The organism is Bacillus sp. P4_D3, assembly GCF_056401855.1.
On record NZ_JBFUIN010000045.1, the window covers coordinates 1 to 18837 of the forward strand.

The following is an 18837-nucleotide window of genomic DNA, read 5'->3' on the forward strand; positions in this document are numbered from 1 at the left end:
GGCTGAATTGTACGTGAGTAGCGAAGATGAGAAAGCCAATTATCCTCGCTTTTATCGTCAGATGCTGGACCGATTAGCAAAGGCACAACGAGTATTAGCAAGACGTGTACAAGGCTCAGTGCGTTGGAATAAACAACGCATCTGTGTAGCGAAGTTGCATGAAAAGGTCGCCAATCAACGTAAGAATTTCCTTCATCATAAGTCGAAAGAATTGGCTACKAATTTTGACGTTGTAGCAATCGAAGACTTACATATGAAAGGAATGTCACGAKCACTTCGCTTTGGTAAGAGTGTAGCGGATAACGGTTGGAGGATGTTCACGACATTTTTAGCATATAAGCTACAAGAACAAGGAAAACAGCTTGTGAAAATAGATAAATGGTTTCCTTCTACAAAGATGTGTAGTCGTTGTGGAAACAAAAAAGAAATGTCATTATCTGAACGCACGTATGAGTGTTCGTGTGGACTAACAATAAGTCGTGATTATAACGCAGCTATCAATATCAAAAAGGAAGCCATGCGGTTATTAGCATTGATATAAACCGTAAGAAATAACCTTTGGAACAAGGGAGTTAGCTCGGCTGTCTTAAGACAAATTCGTTAGCTATCAAAAGTAACGATGAACCGAGAAGCCCCCACTTCAAGTAAACTCGTAAGAGATACTAAGTGGTGGGTAGTTCACACCGTAATATGAATAATAAGGAGGAGATATACGTGGAGCAGAAGGAATTACGCTTACGGAAAGTGCAATATCTTATTTGTGACATTATGGATGAAATGAATATGGAGAGTGAAAAGAAGAACTTAGAAACATTGCAAAAGGTAATTGATCACCTTTCAGGGGCGATTGGGGATTTAGTAGATCCATCGAGTACGTATTCGTTGGACTATTTAGAGAGAAAAGTGCATACGGCTCATTATTTATTGTTTAAAAATGACCGGAAAGCGTATTTATGTAGAAAATAAAAAAGATTGGCTTTTATTTTTCTGTTCAATTGATAATCATTATCAATATGATAGTTATGATGGATAAATGAATATAAAAGGAAATGTCATATTGATAATGATTAAAAAAGATTTATTCATATATTTGTTGTTGATGGTGAAAGGGAATAGTTAGGGATATTTGTATAAGCCCCCGAAGCGATAAAGTGAAATTCCAAGTTGACACATATGAATTACGGAATTAAAATGAAAAGAAATCAAACAGAATACAATAGAAGCTCATCAGAGAAACTGAAGGCGCACAACGTTCACTTTTGTGAATAGATTGTGTGCCTTTTTCTATTGTACAAACTAAGGGGGCTTTATATATGAAACAGTGGGGTAAGACAGCGCTTATGAAAAGTACAGGTGTCTTATTGTCAGCATTTGTTCTTTTGTCAGGGTGTGGCTCGGCAACATCTACTAGTAATTCTGAAGGAGGCGGGGATAAGAAGACAGTTGAACTTTTAAATGTTTCATATGACCCGACGCGTGAGTTGTATCAAGATTTCAATAAAGACTTTGCGAAGTATTGGAAAGAGAAGCATGGTCAAACAGTAAATGTAAAGCAATCACACGGGGGATCTGGAAGTCAGGCACGCTCCGTTATTGACGGTTTAGAAGCAGACGTTGTAACACTAGCGCTCGCTTATGATATTGACGCGATTAGTAAGAAGAAACAACTAGCAGAAGATTGGCAGAAGCGACTTGCGGATAATTCTACTCCGTATACATCAACGATTGTATTTCTTGTGAGAAAAGGAAACCCGAAAGGAATTAAAGATTGGGATGATTTAACGAAAAAAGGTGTGTCTGTCATTACACCAAACCCGAAAACATCTGGGGGAGCACGGTGGAACTATTTAGGGGCGTGGGGATATGCACTGAAGAAATATAACGATAGTGAAGATAAAGCGAAAGAGTTTGTCGGTCAAATTTATAAAAACGTGGAAGTACTAGATTCAGGAGCACGCGGGGCAACGACGACTTTCGTTGAAAAAGGAATTGGTGACGTGTTAATTGCTTGGGAAAATGAAGCGTTGTTATCACAAAAAGAACTTGGAAAAGATAAATTCGAAATTGTAACGCCTTCGATTAGTATACTTGCGGAACCGCCAGTAGCTGTTGTAGATAAAGTCGTTGATAAAAAAGGAACGAAAAAAGTAGCAGAAGGATACCTTGAATATTTGTATTCAGAAAAAGGGCAAGAAATTGCGGCGAAAAACTTTTATCGCCCTCGTAATGAAAAAGTAGCAGAAAAGTACGCATCACAATTTCCGAAAGTTCAATTATTTACAGTAGATGAGTTATTTGGCGGCTGGAAAAAAGCGCAAGAAAAGCATTTTAATGATGACGGCGTATTTGATCAAATGTATAAAAAATAAGGGGGGATGAGGTGACGTTATATGAGGCAGAAGCGTGTTTTACCAGGGTTTGGATTATCTCTTGGATTTACAATGCTGTATATGAGTTTATTCGTACTTATACCACTTTCTATCGTATTTATTCAAACTTCGCAGCTAGGCTGGAAGAAGTTCGCACAAGTTATAACGAGTGAGCGCGTTTTGCATTCGTATCAAGTAAGTTTCACAACTTCACTTGTAGCGGCAATCGTAAATGCCATTTTTGGTTTATTAATTGCTTGGGTACTCGTTCGCTACACATTTCCAGGGAAGCGGTTATTAGACGGACTAATCGATTTACCATTCGCTCTTCCGACTGCTGTAGCAGGTATTACACTTACGACGCTTTATGCGGAAAATGGCTGGGTTGGAAAAATATTTAGTGTGTTTCATATAAAAGTAGCTTTTACCCAGCTCGGCATTATTGTGGCGCTTACGTTTATTGGCTTACCCTTTGTTGTCCGAATGGTGCAACCAGTACTACAAAGTATTGATAAAGAAGTAGAAGAAGCAGCTTCTAGTTTAGGAGCGTCGCGTTTCCAAATATTTGTGAAAATCATTTTGCCAGAAATATTTCCAGCTCTACTTGCTGGTTTTTCACTCGCCTTTGCGCGGGCATTAGGGGAATATGGATCTGTCGTGTTCATTGCTGGTAATATGCCAATGAAAACAGAGATCGCACCGCTTATGATTATGACGAAACTAGAACAATATGATTATGCAGGCGCAACAGCGGTAGCGGCTGTGATGCTTATTATTTCTCTCCTTTTCCTACTACTTATTAATATGATTCAAACTTGGAGTAGAAGGCACGAACTGAAAAGCGAATAGGAGGGGAAAAAATGGAACCAACATTATTAGAAAAGAAAATAGTAAAAAGCATGTCAGCTAAAAAAGAATCTAAGTTTGTACCAATGCTATTCATTACGATAACAATTTTATTTTTATCTCTCTTTCTATTACTGCCGCTCGTGACAATTTTTATGAAAGCATTTGAACGAGGAGTTGATGTATATATTGCCGCTGTAACAGATCAAGAAGCATTTTTGGCAATTAGGTTAACACTTCTCGTTGCATTAATTGTTGTACCGCTTAATACGATATTTGGAATAGCGGCTGCTTGGCTTATTACGAAGTTTCAGTTTAAAGGAAAGCAAGTATTATTATCTCTTATTGAACTGCCGTTTGCTGTATCACCAGTTATTGCAGGATTAGTATTCGTTTTACTTTTCACACCTCGTGCGAATCTTGGCGGATGGTTATTGGAACACGGGATAAAACTCATCTTCTCTGTCCCTGGCATTATCATTGCGACGATCTTTGTTACGTTTCCGTTCGTTGCGCGTGAATTAATCCCAGTTATGCAGGCGCAAGGGAAGAGTGAAGAAGAAGSAGCTCTATCACTTGGCGCAAGCGGCTGGAAAATGTTTTGGCGCGTCACATTACCAAATATAAAATGGGGTCTATTATACGGCATGATTTTATGTAATGCCCGCGCCATTGGTGAGTTCGGCGCCGTTTCCGTTGTGTCTGGTCACGTGCGCGGCATGACAAATACAATGCCTCTTCATATTGAAATTTTGTACAATGAATATCAATTTTCAGCAGCGTTCGCTGTGGCGACTTTAATGTCACTTATCGCAGTTGTTACGCTCGTTATAAAAAACTGGATTGAATGGAGAATGGAAAAACGACAATAAGGGGTGAGTGCGGTGAGTATTCAAATTCAAAATGTATCAAAACAATATGGTACATTTCAAGCGCTGGCAGACATTCATTTGGATATTCCAAAAGGTGAACTGGTCGCTTTATTAGGCCCATCAGGTTCTGGGAAAACGACGTTATTACGAATTATTGCAGGGCTAGAAGAAGCGGATGGAGGTTCCATTTCATTTGAGGGGGAAGATTTAACAGATATTCATGTGAAAAATCGGCAAGTTGGTTTCGTCTTCCAGCATTATGCACTTTTTAAACATATGAACGTGTTTGAAAATGTCGCTTTCGGTTTAAAAGTAAGAAAGAAAAGTGTAAGACCTTCAGCAGAGGCAATAGAAGAAAAAGTAATAGAACTATTGAAACTAGTAAAAATGGATGGTTTCGCAAAACGATACCCAGCGCAATTATCTGGCGGACAACGACAGCGTATCGCACTAGCCCGGGCACTTGCAGTCGAACCGAAAATTTTATTACTTGATGAACCGTTCGGTGCACTTGATGCGAAAGTGCGGAAAGAATTACGAAGATGGCTCCGGAAACTACATGACGAATTTCAAATTACGAGCGTATTCGTAACGCATGACCAAGAAGAAGCGTTAGACGTTGCGGACCGCATCGTTGTAATGAATGAAGGACGCATTGAACAAATGGGAACGCCGGAAGAAGTGTATGAAAATCCAGCAAGCCCGTTCGTGTACGACTTTTTAGGAAACGTAAACTTATTTCATGGCCGCGTCCATAAAGGTAAGCTAAATGTAGGATCGGTGGAACTAGAAGCACCAGAGCATAAGCACGTTTCAAACGTAGACGGAGTGGGATACGTAAGACCACATCATCTATCAATCGATCGTACGAAACAAAGTATAGATGCCATCCCGGCGAAAGTAACATACTCACATGCAGTTGGCCCTGTCGTATATGTAGAATTGAGACGCGAAGGAACAGATGAGTATTTAGAAGCAGAAATTAGTAAAGAACAGTTTAGACAGCTAGGCATTCAAACGGGTGAGTTTGTATACGTACATCCGAGAGAAGTGAAGGTGTTTATTCCGGAGGATTTTGTGATTTAATAGTGGAATGCCGTACCTATACGAGTATTTGTAGGTGCGGCTTTTCTTTGTTTGCGTGAATGTTATATTTTTATATATTCCTCCTCATCAACTCCCCAACCTGCGTCGCAACATACGCAATATCACTATCAATTTCTTCTAACACGTAAGATTCCAAAATCCCCATTACAGCGGTCCCTAAAAATTTTAAAACGATGTGTTTATCAATGTTTTTATTGTGAAGATTGAAGTGCTTAATATTTACGTTAAACGTGCATAACAAGATATAATAGAAGAAATCAATAAGGAGGCTAGCAGTGAAAAATTTTCGTTATCTCAATATATTCACTATTTTAATTGTATACACACTACTTATGTTTTACATTGGCTGGAACGGCTGGGTTTGGCTCAGTACGGTATTTGGCTGGGAATCTTGGGGATATTACGCTTTCATAGTCGGATTTATTTCATATGCGTATATTCTCGTGCAAGTGTTTAAATTCCTTCCTTTCCTGCGAACTGTCGGTTCAATTTGGTTTGCGGTTATACAATATGCGCTCATGTTATTGCCATTAGCCGATATTGCAGTCTTCTTTTTACAGTTTTCTATAGAGAAAGACACGGCAATTATTTGGACAGGGGCAGTCACTTTACTCGTATTTTTCTTTATCTTCGCATACGGGGTATTTAATGCGTATAGCCCGGTTGTAAGAAAGTATGATGTACATATACCGAAAAAAGTAGAAGGACGTAAAAGTTTACGTATTGCGATGGCTTCGGATATGCATTTCGGTAAATTGTCTGGTGTTGCGCATTTAAAGAGACTTGTCCATCATGTAAATGAAATGGAGCCCGATATTATTTTACTGCCTGGTGATATTATCGACGATCATCCAGGTGTGTTCATTCAAAAAAATATGGGACCAATCATGAAACAGATGAAAGCTCCATTAGGCGTATATGGTGTGTTAGGAAACCATGAATATTACGGCCGAGCTGTTCCTGAGTTTTTACAAGAGATGGATAAGATTGATATTCGTATTCTTTTAGATGAAGTCATTACAATTGAAGATGATTTTTATCTCGTTGGAAGAAGAGATAAAACAGAGCGTGATCGTCAAAGTTTTGAAAATCTAATGAGTACGGTAGATAAATCGCTTCCTGTTATCGCAATGGATCACCAACCATTTGAATTAAAACAAGCAGCGGATGCCGGCGTCGATTTACTATTATCCGGTCACACGCACCGCGGACAAATGGCGCCGAATCATATTGTGACGAGAAGAATGTACGAACTAGACTGGGGATACGTACAAAAAGGTGCATTCCACGCCATTGTTTCTTCTGGATTTGGATTCTGGGGACCACCGCTTAGACTTGGAAGTAGATCTGAGATTGTGCAGGTGGAAGTTACGTTTGAATAGGTATGTGAAATAGAGAGCTGAGTGCTCTCTATTTTTTAATTTAAAGGCACAAAATATTCGAGTGAAGTTCTTTATTTACTCTCTGAAAAAAGAGATACTATAAGAAGACTCTGCTTGAAAAGGGGGATTATAAGTGATCATATCAGATATCATATACGGTGAATTTGAAGTAGATAAAGTGTTAGAAGAATTAATTTTAAGTAAACATGTGCAAAGGCTGAAAGGGGTTCATCAGGCCGGAGCAAGTTACTTAATGAATGAGAAATGGAATGTAACGCGCTTTGACCATTCAGTTGGTGCTATGTTGTTAATTAAAAAACTTGGTGGTTCAGTAGAAGAACAGATTGCTGGTTTACTGCATGATGTATCGCACACTGCTTTTTCTCATGTGATTGATTACGTTTTTGATAACGAAAATGAAAGTTATCATGAAGAAATATTTAGCTCTGTCGTTAAAAACTCGGAAATCCCGGCGATTCTTTCAAAACATGGTTATAACTATGAAGATATTTTATTAGATGATTCGAAGTGGACGTTACTTGAAAGATCCGCACCAGAATTATGTGCAGACCGAGTGGATTATACATTGAGAGATATGTATACATATGGATATATTTCTTTAGAAGAAGCTCAAAATTTTTTAGATGATTTAATCGAAGTTAATGGGAGAATGGTTCTTCAAAATATTGAAATTGCAGAATGGTTTACGAAGGCGTATTACAAAGAAGTAATCGATTTCTTTATGAAACCAATTAATATTTACGGAAATGATATGTTAGCTAAAACGTTAAAGTTAGCTCTTCATAAAAAGGTTATTCATGCAGATGATTTTCTTCTTGAAGATCATGAGCTTATATCGAAATTGCAACTATGTAAAGATCAAGAGGTAGATGCTTTATTAAGAAAAGTTCACCCAAGTATAGAAGTAAAAGAAGATAGAAATGAGTATGATCTACATCAGAAAAATAAAGTGCGTCTCATTGACCCGCCATTACTTCGTGAAGGAAAAATCGTTCAGTCGTCTGTCGTATCAGAAAAAATAAGACAGATGAGCGATATCGCTTATGAAAAATCGGTAAGAGGAATGTATGTGAAAGTGATTTCTAATTAATGCAGAGGTTACCTTGAAAGTAGTTATTACTAGTAAGGAAACCTTTTATTTTTAATAAAAACAACTACATACAATAAATGGAAGGTAGTATAATTTAACTTATAAGGAGGTGAGCAAGTGATCTTCTCAATTATTCTATATTTCTTCTTCCCCATAACTTTAATCGCAACGATAATCCTTTCTAAAAAATCACATCAGAAAAAAATCATTTCATTTATTCCAGCAATTATTTCAGTTGTATTAGCTACCAGTTGTTATTCTCTTTTTCTATATAATAACGGAATGGGAGAATTTATGACGGCAATTTTATTAATCGGTATTACACTAGCGAATGTAGCATTAATGTTCCTTATTAAAATTTTGAAAATTACTGTTTTCAGTTAGTAGCAAATGAAAAAAGAAGTAGCACATCATTTTTTAATGTGCTACTTCTTTTTCAGTATCAATCAAACCAATTCCAAACCTCAATATCTCCAAGAGTCGCATAACGTACGTGAGGGGAGTTTTGTAATTTTAATAACTCTTTTGACGGTCCAGTAATGACAATACCGTATACTTTTACGCCGTTATCTTTTACATATTTATAACGTTTATCTAAGTTTAGTTCGCTTTCAGGAAGCATAGCAACTGTACTTACAGTTTTTTTATGTGTAGAAAGAATACGCATCATTTCAATTACTTTATCCTCTTGCGTTTTCTGCGTGTCTGTTTCACTATTAAGGAATCTTACATGTTCTGGAAACCCTATAGCTTCCCCACCAGTTAGGATGAAATTTCCTGCAGTTGTTTTTTCTTGGCCCGTATCTAAAGCGTACCATGCAGGAGTTGGAGGGAGTTCTTGTGCTTCAAATACACTATATAAAAGTGGCTCTAATTCTTGTAAAGTGTAAGGTTTGTCAAAAGAAATTGCAACTTCGGCAACTGTTCCCTCATGTACTTTTGMAAGTGTATCCCATACTTTTTTGGAAGATTCCTTTAAATAATCACCCTGCTCTGTTTTTGGATGAACAAAGAAAAGTTTTGGCTGATAAAATGTATTCATCCAAGATTTGTTTGTGACATCTAAAGATGATAGGAAGCTCTTTGTTTCTAATGTACCGAGTGGCATTTCTTTTTTACCAACCGTTTTCACTAAATTAAAGTGGCTGTGCGTACGGAAGAAAGTTTCTACACTTGTTCCGCCCCCCGTAACGCGGCTATTTGGGATAGTTGCTTCAAGTGCAAGGGAGGGAACCTCTCTTATTTCTTCTAGCCTTTTATCATTATTAGCTTGAAAATAAAAGGCAGATAATACTCCGCCGATCATATATATAATGATGCAAATTGATAGTATAAAACCAAACATCTGCAAACGATGTTTCCATTTAATCCTCCAAAAAGGAACTTTAAGATCTTTTGGCGGTAACTTTTTCTTTACTGGCTCACTCTTCGCAAGCAATTCATCCAAATGCACTTCACACTCTTCACATGTCTCAATATGACTTTCTAATTTTTCTTGTTCGTCATGTGTGAGTGTTCCGTCTGCATATTTCTCCCACAGGTTTTTAAACTCTGCACAGCCCATCTGCATCACTCCTTTATGATTTTTGCTTCTTTTCGTCCTCGGTGTAATTCAATTTTCACCTTTGCTAACGAGAGACCGGTCATTTCTGCTATTTCCTTATAGGAGAATCCGTAGTAATCTCGTAGTAGCAACACATTTCGTCTTTCGAGCGGAAGTGAGGATATGTTTTGTAACCAACTAGTAATTTCATGTTTTACGAAATAAGAGTGCTCTGTACTTGGCACGTTTGGTAAATGGAATTCTTCGATTTTGGTTGTTTTATATTTCTTTTCTTTTCGGTACCAATCGATAAAGGCGTTGTAGGCAATTGTAAATAACCATGGCCTAATTTCTGCTCCTTTATAATAGTCAATATGGACGAGCATTCGGTAAAAAGTTTCTTGCATGAGATCTTCAGCATGGTGGGGATCTCCGGTTAGGGAGAGAAGATAGCGAAATAAATCATGCATGTGCTCTGAGTAAATGTCTTCTAATGATTGACTTTGTGTCACTACATTTCCCTCCCTTCATACATAACAACGAAATACATATAAAAAAGTTACATTTTTTATGGAATTATAGTAAAAAACGTCAAGAATTGGATAGGATTCTCTTTTATCATAATACATATAAGGCGGGTGAACAGAGTTGGAAAGCTATGAAACTCAAATTCAAAGGGCAATTGATTATATTGAAGAAGATGTAATGGAAAAGCAAACGCTACGTAATTTAGCTCGCATTGCATGTTTTTCTGAATCACATTTTCATCGCGTATTCCAGGCGTTAGTAGGCGATACAGTAATGGAGTATGTTCGGAAGAGGAGGTTAGCCCGGGCAGCTTATCAACTTTCTCATACGGATGAAAAAATTATTGATGTCGCATTTGAGCATGGCTTTCAATCTCACGAGACGTTCACGAGAGCCTTTAAAAAATTATTTCAAATGACACCAAGTGAATATCGAAAACAAGAAATTGAAACACCAATGTATTATAGAGTGAATGTAAAACAAAGAAAATTAAATCCATATTTAGGGGGCATACAAATGGAATATCGTATTGTAAATAAACCAGAATTTTTAATGGCGGGTTATGAGCTGAAGACGACAAGTAAAGAAGGGAAAAATCATCAAGATATCCCTGCCTTTTGGCAAGAGTATTTACAAAAGGATCTTGGAACGACGATTCCAAATCGTAAAGATACGAGCCAATGGGTAGAGCTTGGATTATGTACCGATTTTAATTTAGAAACAGGAGACTTCACTTATATTATTGGAATGGAAGTTACAGATTTTGAAAATGTACCAAATGCGATTGCCAAGCGTACATTCCCATCCGCAACGTATGCAGTATTTACAACACCAAAAGTTCCTCATGAAGAAATGGTATCGTCTATTCATCAAACGTGGAATGCAGTGTTCTCAGAATGGTTCCCGCATTCAGGATATGAACATTGCGGAGTTACAGAGTTTGAACAATACGATGAGCGTTGCCATGCAGATAAGAGTGAGTTCGCTCAAGTTGAGCTTTGGATACCGGTGAAGAAAAAGTAATAGATTAAGAGCGAGTCATTGAGAGATGGTTCGCTTTTTTTATAAAAGGGAAATGTATTTGTTAATAGTTTTATTTTTAATTTGTATAGTAGGGGAAGAAGACTGTTATTGTCAGTTTTTGTCGGTAAGTCGATATATATTGAAAATCGCTGATATATTTAGAAAATCGTCGATATAATTTCATTTACCAACAAATTAACCGGAAAAGAGAAAATAAAAGACACTCAATATAAGTTTATTCACCGAATAATTACCAAAAACAGAAAAGGCGCCATATAGCACCTTTTCCTACGAACTAAACGGAAACACAAGTATAATCGTCGTTCCTTTTCCAAGTTCACTATCAATGGAAATCGTTCCGTTATGAGCAAGAACGAGCTGTTTTGTAATGGCGAGGCCAAGGCCAGTTCCAATGTTGCTTTCTTCTGTATTCGTTCCTCTGTAATATCGCTCGAATAGAAGCCCCTTCGTTTTATCGTCCATACCTTTTCCATCATCTGAAATAGATAGTGTAAATGAATTTGTATTTTGCGAAAGTTTTACGATTACGTTTGTTGTTTCATTATTATGTTTTACAGCGTTTGCTAATAAGTTTTCGATAATACGTTGGAACCATTTTTCTTCAATAAAATATTGGATTTTGCTTGAACTTGGCACGAATTCAATGTTTTGATTTTGTAGTGTCGGGTTATTAATAAATTGTAATAATACTTTTTGGACGAACTGATTAATTTCAACATTTACGTGTTGTGCAGGAAGAGTATCATTTTTTAATTGATATGTTAAGCTTAAGTCGTCAATTAATGTAGTCATATATTGAGATTTTTCTTTCATTACATGGCCAAATTGTTGAATGTCTTGATCAGTCCAATTATATTGCTTCGATTCTAGTAATAATGCATAGCCGTATATAGAGCTAAGCGGTGTTTTTAAATCGTGTGTGAGACCAGTAATCCATTCTTCACGTGTTTGCTGCAGTACTTGCCTCATCGCATCATTTTTTTTGAGTGTTATAGAAAGGTGCTCTAGTGAACTAGTAACATCTCTAAATAAGCGAAATGACCATTTTTCTTTACCGGATCGCCTGAATCGAACTGGTTTTCCTTTTTTACTAACAGGTTCTTCATATTTTCCACCAGCGATATTTTTAAGCCAACGCATCGCGTGTAGTAACGGTTTCCCAAACTTATTTCCGTACCAAATAGATAGAATGACTAAATAAACAAAGACGATAAGAAGGATTAATCCGCATCCGATTAGAAACTTCTTAGTAAATACATCCTCAATTTCGTCATCTGGGTAGTAGCGTTCATTTTTTGCTGTAATGACGAGAAGCTGACCACTATTTGCATCGTAAAAGCTAGACGTGTTTTCTTTATGATTCCACGGTTCTTTTTCGTTAAGAGCAGTCTGTATTGTTGAAAGTGTTTTTTTCTTTCCAGTTGGATAGGAAAAAACCTCTTCGCCATTATGATTAAATATTTGCAGTGTTGCTTTTTCTTTAGAGAGTAACTGTTTTTCTTGTTCCGTTAATGTGAATGAATCTGTAGATACAGAAGGGTGTTCTTTCTGAATTGTTTTTAATAATGCATTACTTTTTAACATACCGCCGTAAATAACAAGTACGTTCTTTTCTTCTACTTCAATTTCCCAATATGTAAATGTATAAGGGCTTTCTATATGATTCTGTATATGTGCGAGTAAAGATGTTTTTGTATAAGAAGTTGGGACATCACTTGGTGTATTAAATTGATAGAGAACTTTTCCGTTTTCTTCTACAATCTGAATCCAATCATTTTTCTCTTTAATTAAATCTTTTACTTCCGTTTTTAACGTAATATCGCCATCCTCTGAAGAGATATATCTTGAAATTGTAAAACTATCAGAATCCGGAATATTAGGTTCGTATGAAATGCTAGTAACAAGAAAAATTAAATAAGTGAAAGCAGCGACTACAGCAATAAGTAATGTAACTAAAACAAAAACGTGTTGCAGTATAAATTGGATGATAAGCCGTTTATTAAAATTCATATCGTCACCCTACTTTGTAACGAACTTATAGCCAAGTCCACGAACCGTTTTGATGTACAATGGATTACTTGGATTTTGTTCAATTTTTTCACGTAGTTTTCGAATGTGAACCATAACAGTATTGTCATCGCCATTATAGGCTGGTGCTCCCCAAACTTTTTCGTATATTTCTTCTTTCGAAAATACGTAGTTCGGATTCTCGCAAAAGAAGAGTAGTAGTTGAAACAGTTGAGCGGAACATTCGACAACGTTCCCATCTACTGTTAGTTCCGCAGAATGTTGATCAATTTCAAATCTCCCAAATGAAATGGAGTGTGCGTTTTGTTCGTGTGGTACTGTTTGTTTCATATGTCTTCGAAGTTGTGCTTTCATACGAGCTACGACCTCTAATGGATTAAATGGCTTCGTAATATAATCATCTGCACCGTATGAAAATCCAGATATTTTATCTAAATCAGATGCCTTCGCTGATAGGAAGAAAATCGGACAATCTGTTTGTTGGCGAATAATCGGACAAATATCAAAACCAGATTGTCCAGGAAGCATGACATCTAAAATAATTAAATCGTAATTGTTTTTTTCGGTGAGAGATAAAGCTAATTCAGCTGATGTTGCAGTTGTAATATGRGAAAAACCTTCTTTTTCAAGAATGGTAGTTAGTAGTTGTAAAATTGCTGTTTCATCATCGATGAGTAATATATGTGCTTGATACATAAGAATCCCCCTTAATTTCCTCGAATATCATATCATCTTTTTGTAACATATGGAATTTTTAAGGAAAATTTAAGGTTTTCTTTCACAAAAAATTAAGAATCAAATGATATGATAAAAGTAACATAGGGGAGGAGATGAGTGTGAATCCGTTTCAAACGATGCGAGCTAGATATTTTTTAATTGTATTTGCACTATTAATTTTAGTAGCGAGAAGTAGTGGGGAATTGTTAGAAAGTACATTTCATATACAAAATTCTTCTTTTATAAATATACTTATATTTTATATCCTTCCGATTGCATGGATTTTTTATGAGTATAGAAAGCACCGTGTTTCATTTTCATTATTTGTTAATAAAAATGAAACATTTAACTTGGTGCAAGTTTTGTACATCGCGATTATGCTTTGTATGTTTAGTTACGGCTATCTTATTTTGTACATGTACAGCTTTGCATGGATTACACCAGATTTTATTATGAATGCCTTGCATGAACCGATTATAGATAGTACCGGGGGATATGTATATCAATTTATTATGGTTGTATTTATCGCGCCTATTATTGGGGAATTTGTTTTTCGTGGATTTTTACTTCAGCGCTTTGCTGCAAAATGGGGAACGAGTATAGCGATGATTGCAGTGGCACTTTTATTTGCGATATTACATGTCGATTTTCTCGGTGCCGCCGTATTTAGTATCGTATTATCAATCGTATATATTCGTACGAAAAGTTTACTCATGCCAATTGCGATACACATGTTAAACAATACATTTGTACTTTGTGCATCTTTCCTAGTAAGTAGAGAAAAAATCATGAGTTTTGCAGATTTCTCAAACTATACGACGTTCTTTCCAGGACTTATTATTTTTATAACGGGATTAAACTTAGTACTCATCTTTTTATTTGTTAACCGCAAATATTGGAGTAAAGAAATGCCAGCTATATATGTAGAGCAGGAAAAAATCTTTTCAGACGTAGTGGGGAATAAATGAGATGAAGAAGACGATTGAAAAAATATTGAAAGACATTATAGATTCTACGTCTATTACAGATATGTGTGATAGAAACGTTTGCCATTGGCTTCAACCTGTAGTAGATACGATTGTGTTTCCAGAGTACTACTTATTTTCTAGTACTCATTTAAAAGAAAATATTATTTCTCTTCTTATTGTGTTAGGGGTTTTACTAATATTTGGTCTAATTGTAGAAGAAATGATGAAGCGCATCTTCAGAAAAAATGAAGAGAAGTATATGTGGGTTCATAAAATATTCGTGAAAGTAATAGTGGCTTTCCTTTTGTTTTATAGTATGAAAACAATCATTTACTTTATAGCTTTGAAACATCATTAATTCGAAATTTGAAAGGGATGTATAAAATTATATGAATGAAACAATATCTTCAAATAAGTTTTTTTATTTGATTGTACTGAGTTTAGTATTGATTACGACAGTAAATGTTGTTCTTCGCTGGGAGGAAGCTTACTTTTTTATGTATTTAGCGCTCCATTTATTAGGCATTTTATGCATAACGGGCGGAGTAGTTGCTGAGAAAAAGCATGAAGAAAGTATAAATTACATGTGTGTGATTGGTCTTATTTTACTTTTAACTGTACAAGGTATTATGAAATATAGTTCTTTTTCTTTGCAAGATTTTAGTTTGTTAATAGATGTACTTCCTTAAGGCGGACTATTATAACGACGCTATTTTTTAAGGACTATGAATATATACGATATATAAAAGGCGCTTGTTTGTAAGTACATTTCTTATACTAGATTATGAGCCGAAGAAAATATTTGAAAATAGGTGAAACTCTTCTTGTAATAGAAGAGTTTTTTTATGTAAATTGAACGGGCTAGAACAATTCTCACGATTAGCTTGTTCTAATTTAGCATGTACGAACTTACAATAATAATAGACAGGCAGCATAGAGGAGGGAATAGCGTGAGGAAAGTTATTGGGTGGTCGCTTTTTTTGTACGTTGGGTTTGCGTTATTTATATATTGGTATTTATATGGATGGAATCATGAACTCATTCCGGAGATGTATAAAGGAACGAGTGCAGATCCAGAAACTTTTATGAATGCGAAAGAGCTTACGCTAAGCCAAGATTATTCGCGCGTGAAAAATTTACTTTTCTTTTTAGCGACGCCTCTTGAATGGATTATTTTATTGTTTGTACTCGTGCTCGGTATTTCAAAAAAGTTTGAGAAATGGTCGAAGGAAACGACTAAAATAAGTGTTTTACAAGTTGCGATTTATTTCTTTTATTTATCATTACTAACAACAGTTCTTGCATTACCGATGCAATGGATTGGGCGTAAAGTGTCCGTTGATTACGGCATTTCAACGCAAAGTACACAAAGCTGGATAAAAGATCATGTCATCGGTTTTTGGGAGAGTTATGCGACTATGTTAATCGTAGTTGCGGTTCTTTTGTGGCTTATCCGTAAATTCCCGAAGAGATGGTGGTTAGCAGGATGGGCGCTCTCTGTACCATTTACAATCTTTTTAACATTCATACAGCCTGTCGTTATTGATCCGCTTTATAACGACTTCTCGACGCTGAAAAATAAAGAATTAGAAACAAAAATCTTAACGATAGCAGACAAAGCGGACATTCCTGCTAAACACGTATATGAAGTAAATATGTCAGAAAAAACGAATGCCTTAAATGCGTACGTAACAGGAATTGGCCCTAACGCCCGTATTGTAATGTGGGATACGACGCTTAAGCAATTAAAAGATAAAGAGATTTTATTTATAATGGCTCATGAAATGGGACATTACGTAATGAAACATATATATTGGGGCGTTGCGAGCTATGTCTTGCTATCGTTTATAGGTATGTATGTAATTAGTCGTATTATAAATATGTGTATTCGAAAATGGGGAGATACACTGCAAATTCCAAAATTAGCGTGTTTCTCAATTTTACCTTTATTTTTCTTAATTTCCTCTTTATTATCTTTTGCATCACAACCAGCAACAAACTACGTTTCTCGTATAGAAGAACGAGCGGCAGATCAATATGCTTTAGATATGACGAAAGATGGGAAATCAGGTGTGAAAACATTTCAATATTTATCAAAAACAAGTTTAAGCCAAGTGAATCCGCCTGCGTTAGTGAAATTTTTCTTATACACACATCCGCCAATTTTTGAAAGAATTCATACGTTTGAACAATATGAAAAACAGAAGAAGCAGTAGTGTACTGCTTCTTTTTATTATGGAATATTCGAGTTTTGGAAGATTATAGTGTATAATTCGTAGAATATTCAGTGAAAAGTTTAGGAGGTTAATATTTTGTTTCATTCAAAATCAATGCCGGCAATAAAAATGATACTATCGATGTCTATTTTCGGATCGATTGGATTTTTTTCAGTACAAACAGGTTTACCTTCCTTTGAATTAGTGTTTATTCGCTGTATTTGTGCGACTTTATTTTTAGCATTATGTTGGTTCGTAACAGGGCAATATAAAAATGAGAAATGGAACAAAAAAGAAACCATACAAATATTAGCTTGTGGTGTATTTCTCGTTTTTAACTGGGTATTTTTATTTAAAGCATTTGAAGTCATGTCGATTACAATTGCGATTTCTGTCTATCATCTTGCTCCAATCATCGTATTAATGATTGGCAGTATCGTATTTAAAGAGAGGCTAACAGTATTTGCGGTTATATCGATCGTTATTTGTTTTATCGGTACAGTTTTAGTAGCTGGTGTAGATGGAAGTGTGTCGTTAGAAAAGCTAATGTCATCTGGAATGGTGTGGGCACTTCTTGCAGCTTTATTTTATGCTTTTACAACGTTGCTAGGAAAAGGAATTAAGCATACGAGTGCATATGCGATGACATTTGTACAAACATTTTTAGGTATATTTTTATTATTACCATTTATAGATTTCGGGAAATTTCAAGGATTAACAGAGATGAACTGGATGATGATTACAGCGACAGGTCTTATACATACTGGGTTTGTATATTACTTATTTTTTGACAGTTTAAGAGATTTATCGACGAGACTTATTTCTATATTAGTATTTTTAGATCCTGCGGTTGCAATACTATTAGATACAGTCTTTACCGGATTTAGACCGACTAGTATGCAAATAGTAGGGATTGTGCTTATATTCGTAGGGATGGCAATAACTTTTCGCAAGGGAACAGAGAAGGAACTATCGGTGAAGGAAAGTGCTATTTCTTAACAATAGAGAATGAGTGTAGAGGATATCTTTGCTTCATATAGAATTGAAAAAGACGCAAATATATATTATTTGCGTCTTTTTGTGGCAATAAAGTGAAATTTAAAAATGCGAAGGAGTTCACAAAGAGATTGTAGAATATTTTATTATATAACACCTAAGATGTGACAACTTCCTTTTGAAAAAGAAAGAAGGAGGTATAAAGCAGAAAGGTAGTCAAAATGTTTCTTTTAGAAGATGTGCATTTTATCTTACATTCACCAACAAATTAGTACTCCTGAAACAATGAAGTTCAATGCTTCGTATTATCTATTATTTTTCTATTTAACATACAATAGAAATAGGGAGAGAGGACAATGAAGAAAAAAATATTGGGTGTAATGATGATTGTGACAATGGTAGGAGGTATATTTGCAGGAACGAATGTGGCGCCTGTAAAAGCGGAAGAGTATCCGGAAATGATTGTATTTGATGATGTTCCATACGGATTTTGGGCATATGATGCTATTTTAGATTTAGCTTATAATAAAATTATAGTTGGGTATGGAAATGGAAAGTATGGTGTTGGAGATCTTACAACACGTGAGCAAGTAGCTGGGGTTATTTACAAAACACTTGAAATGAAAGAAGAAGGGGCAGTAGCAAATCCATACAAAGATATTTCTGAAAGTTCAACTAATTTTCAAAAGGAAATTTTAGCGTTAACAAAACGTGGTGTTTTTAAAGGTGATGAAAACGGGAACTTTAGACCGAAAGCAACAATTTCTCGAGCTGAAATGGCAGTAGTACTTCAAAAAGCATTTACTTTCGAAGCAAAACAAAAGCAGACATTTAAAGATGTACCAAAAGGTCATTGGGCAGAAGAGGCAATTAGTGCACTGCAATCTAATCAGGTTGTTACAGGAACTGGAAAAGGTATGTATGAATTAAATGGCTTCGTGCCTAGAGAACAATATGCTCAGTTTATAAACAATGCGCTTATTAATTATCATTTGAAAGAGGATTGGAAATAGAGTGAGAAAGCACAAATAGAAATATTTGTGCTTTTTTTGTTCGTTTACAAAAGAATTATTATACGTTTTTGTGTATGTTTATCACTGTACATAAGCT

General features: G+C 35.8%; 21 protein-coding genes. 16 read left to right on the forward strand and 5 right to left on the reverse strand.

The annotated features are described in order from the left end of the window. The 6 genes from AC1DTM_RS09110 to AC1DTM_RS09135 form a co-directional block, all read left to right on the forward strand. Positions 1 to 541: RNA-guided endonuclease InsQ/TnpB family protein (locus tag AC1DTM_RS09110; RefSeq protein WP_477000179.1), on the forward strand; the 541-nt coding region annotated here is incomplete at its 5' end. A 173-nt stretch (positions 542 to 714) separates the two neighbouring features. After that, positions 715 to 966, forward strand: a complete 252-nt coding sequence (locus tag AC1DTM_RS09115; RefSeq protein ID WP_002149996.1) for a hypothetical protein — start codon at positions 715 to 717, stop codon at positions 964 to 966. Positions 967 to 1313: 347 nt separating this feature from the next. Then, positions 1314 to 2369: a sulfate ABC transporter substrate-binding protein gene (locus AC1DTM_RS09120; RefSeq protein ID WP_199714902.1), complete on the forward strand. Its 1056-nt coding sequence runs from the start codon at positions 1314 to 1316 to the stop codon at positions 2367 to 2369. 21 nt (positions 2370 to 2390) lie between these two features. Continuing rightward, entirely contained in the window at positions 2391 to 3218 is an 828-nt protein-coding gene (gene cysT / locus AC1DTM_RS09125; protein WP_016104126.1) for a sulfate ABC transporter permease subunit CysT, read from the forward strand. A gap of 11 nt (positions 3219 to 3229) precedes the next feature. Continuing rightward, positions 3230 to 4087, forward strand: coding sequence for a sulfate ABC transporter permease subunit CysW (cysW, locus tag AC1DTM_RS09130; RefSeq protein WP_477000180.1), 858 nt, complete (start codon positions 3230 to 3232; stop codon positions 4085 to 4087). Positions 4088 to 4099: 12 nt separating this feature from the next. Continuing rightward, on the forward strand, positions 4100 to 5173 hold the full coding sequence (locus AC1DTM_RS09135) for a sulfate/molybdate ABC transporter ATP-binding protein (protein WP_016104128.1): 1074 nt from the start codon (positions 4100 to 4102) through the stop codon (positions 5171 to 5173). Positions 5174 to 5243: 70 nt separating this feature from the next. On the opposite strand, the gene AC1DTM_RS09140 is transcribed toward AC1DTM_RS09135, so the two are convergent. Then, positions 5244 to 5435 carry a hypothetical protein gene (locus AC1DTM_RS09140; protein WP_050567187.1) on the reverse strand — a complete coding sequence of 64 codons (192 nt, stop codon included), beginning with the start codon at positions 5433 to 5435 and terminating at the stop codon, positions 5244 to 5246. 34 nt (positions 5436 to 5469) lie between these two features. Between AC1DTM_RS09140 and AC1DTM_RS09145 the strand changes: the two genes are divergently transcribed. The 3 genes from AC1DTM_RS09145 (at position 5470) to AC1DTM_RS09155 (ending at position 8071) form a co-directional block, all read left to right on the forward strand. Beyond that, the gene (locus AC1DTM_RS09145) at positions 5470 to 6576 is read left to right on the forward strand and encodes a metallophosphoesterase (RefSeq protein WP_016104130.1); all 1107 of its coding nucleotides are present in this window, start codon (positions 5470 to 5472) and stop codon (positions 6574 to 6576) included. Positions 6577 to 6709: 133 nt separating this feature from the next. After that, the gene (locus AC1DTM_RS09150) at positions 6710 to 7687 is read left to right on the forward strand and encodes an HD domain-containing protein (RefSeq protein WP_016104131.1); all 978 of its coding nucleotides are present in this window, start codon (positions 6710 to 6712) and stop codon (positions 7685 to 7687) included. A gap of 117 nt (positions 7688 to 7804) precedes the next feature. Then, positions 7805 to 8071, forward strand: a complete 267-nt coding sequence (locus AC1DTM_RS09155; RefSeq protein WP_016104132.1) for a hypothetical protein — start codon at positions 7805 to 7807, stop codon at positions 8069 to 8071. Positions 8072 to 8129: 58 nt separating this feature from the next. Here the strand turns inward: AC1DTM_RS09155 and AC1DTM_RS09160 are convergent, their stop codons facing one another. Together AC1DTM_RS09160 and AC1DTM_RS09165 are read right to left on the reverse strand one after the other, a co-directional pair. Next, positions 8130 to 9251 (reverse strand): anti-sigma factor, encoded by a 1122-nt coding sequence (locus AC1DTM_RS09160; RefSeq protein ID WP_477000181.1) that lies wholly within the window; start codon positions 9249 to 9251, stop codon positions 8130 to 8132. Positions 9252 to 9256: 5 nt separating this feature from the next. Further along, positions 9257 to 9742, reverse strand: a complete 486-nt coding sequence (locus tag AC1DTM_RS09165; protein WP_088098793.1) for an RNA polymerase sigma factor — start codon at positions 9740 to 9742, stop codon at positions 9257 to 9259. A 136-nt stretch (positions 9743 to 9878) separates the two neighbouring features. Here AC1DTM_RS09165 and AC1DTM_RS09170 point away from each other — a divergent pair, with 136 nt between their 5' ends. Then, on the forward strand, positions 9879 to 10781 hold the full coding sequence (locus tag AC1DTM_RS09170; RefSeq protein WP_078173340.1) for an AraC family transcriptional regulator: 903 nt from the start codon (positions 9879 to 9881) through the stop codon (positions 10779 to 10781). Between the two features lie 288 nt (positions 10782 to 11069). Here AC1DTM_RS09170 and AC1DTM_RS09175 read toward each other — a convergent pair whose 3' ends face one another. Continuing rightward, the gene (locus AC1DTM_RS09175) at positions 11070 to 12812 is read right to left on the reverse strand and encodes an ATP-binding response regulator (RefSeq protein ID WP_016104136.1); all 1743 of its coding nucleotides are present in this window, start codon (positions 12810 to 12812) and stop codon (positions 11070 to 11072) included. Between the two features lie 9 nt (positions 12813 to 12821). After that, complete coding sequence (locus tag AC1DTM_RS09180; protein WP_016104137.1) at positions 12822 to 13526, reverse strand: response regulator transcription factor; 705 nt, start codon at positions 13524 to 13526, stop codon at positions 12822 to 12824. Positions 13527 to 13666: 140 nt separating this feature from the next. On the opposite strand from AC1DTM_RS09180, the gene AC1DTM_RS09185 reads away from it, so the two are divergent. The 6 genes from AC1DTM_RS09185 (at position 13667) to AC1DTM_RS09210 (ending at position 18740) form a co-directional block, all read left to right on the forward strand. Continuing rightward, on the forward strand, positions 13667 to 14515 hold the full coding sequence (locus AC1DTM_RS09185) for a CPBP family intramembrane glutamic endopeptidase (protein ID WP_016104138.1): 849 nt from the start codon (positions 13667 to 13669) through the stop codon (positions 14513 to 14515). 1 nt (position 14516) lies between these two features. Next, complete coding sequence (locus AC1DTM_RS09190; RefSeq protein ID WP_002011228.1) at positions 14517 to 14873, forward strand: hypothetical protein; 357 nt, start codon at positions 14517 to 14519, stop codon at positions 14871 to 14873. Between the two features lie 31 nt (positions 14874 to 14904). Continuing rightward, positions 14905 to 15204, forward strand: a complete 300-nt coding sequence (locus AC1DTM_RS09195; RefSeq protein ID WP_016104139.1) for a hypothetical protein — start codon at positions 14905 to 14907, stop codon at positions 15202 to 15204. Between the two features lie 261 nt (positions 15205 to 15465). After that, positions 15466 to 16731 (forward strand): M48 family metallopeptidase, encoded by a 1266-nt coding sequence (locus tag AC1DTM_RS09200; RefSeq protein WP_016104140.1) that lies wholly within the window; start codon positions 15466 to 15468, stop codon positions 16729 to 16731. Positions 16732 to 16827: 96 nt separating this feature from the next. Further along, positions 16828 to 17730 (forward strand): DMT family transporter, encoded by a 903-nt coding sequence (locus tag AC1DTM_RS09205; protein ID WP_016104141.1) that lies wholly within the window; start codon positions 16828 to 16830, stop codon positions 17728 to 17730. Positions 17731 to 18083: 353 nt separating this feature from the next. Beyond that, positions 18084 to 18740 (forward strand): S-layer homology domain-containing protein, encoded by a 657-nt coding sequence (locus AC1DTM_RS09210; RefSeq protein WP_016104142.1) that lies wholly within the window; start codon positions 18084 to 18086, stop codon positions 18738 to 18740. The last annotated feature ends 97 nt before the right edge of the window (positions 18741 to 18837 follow it).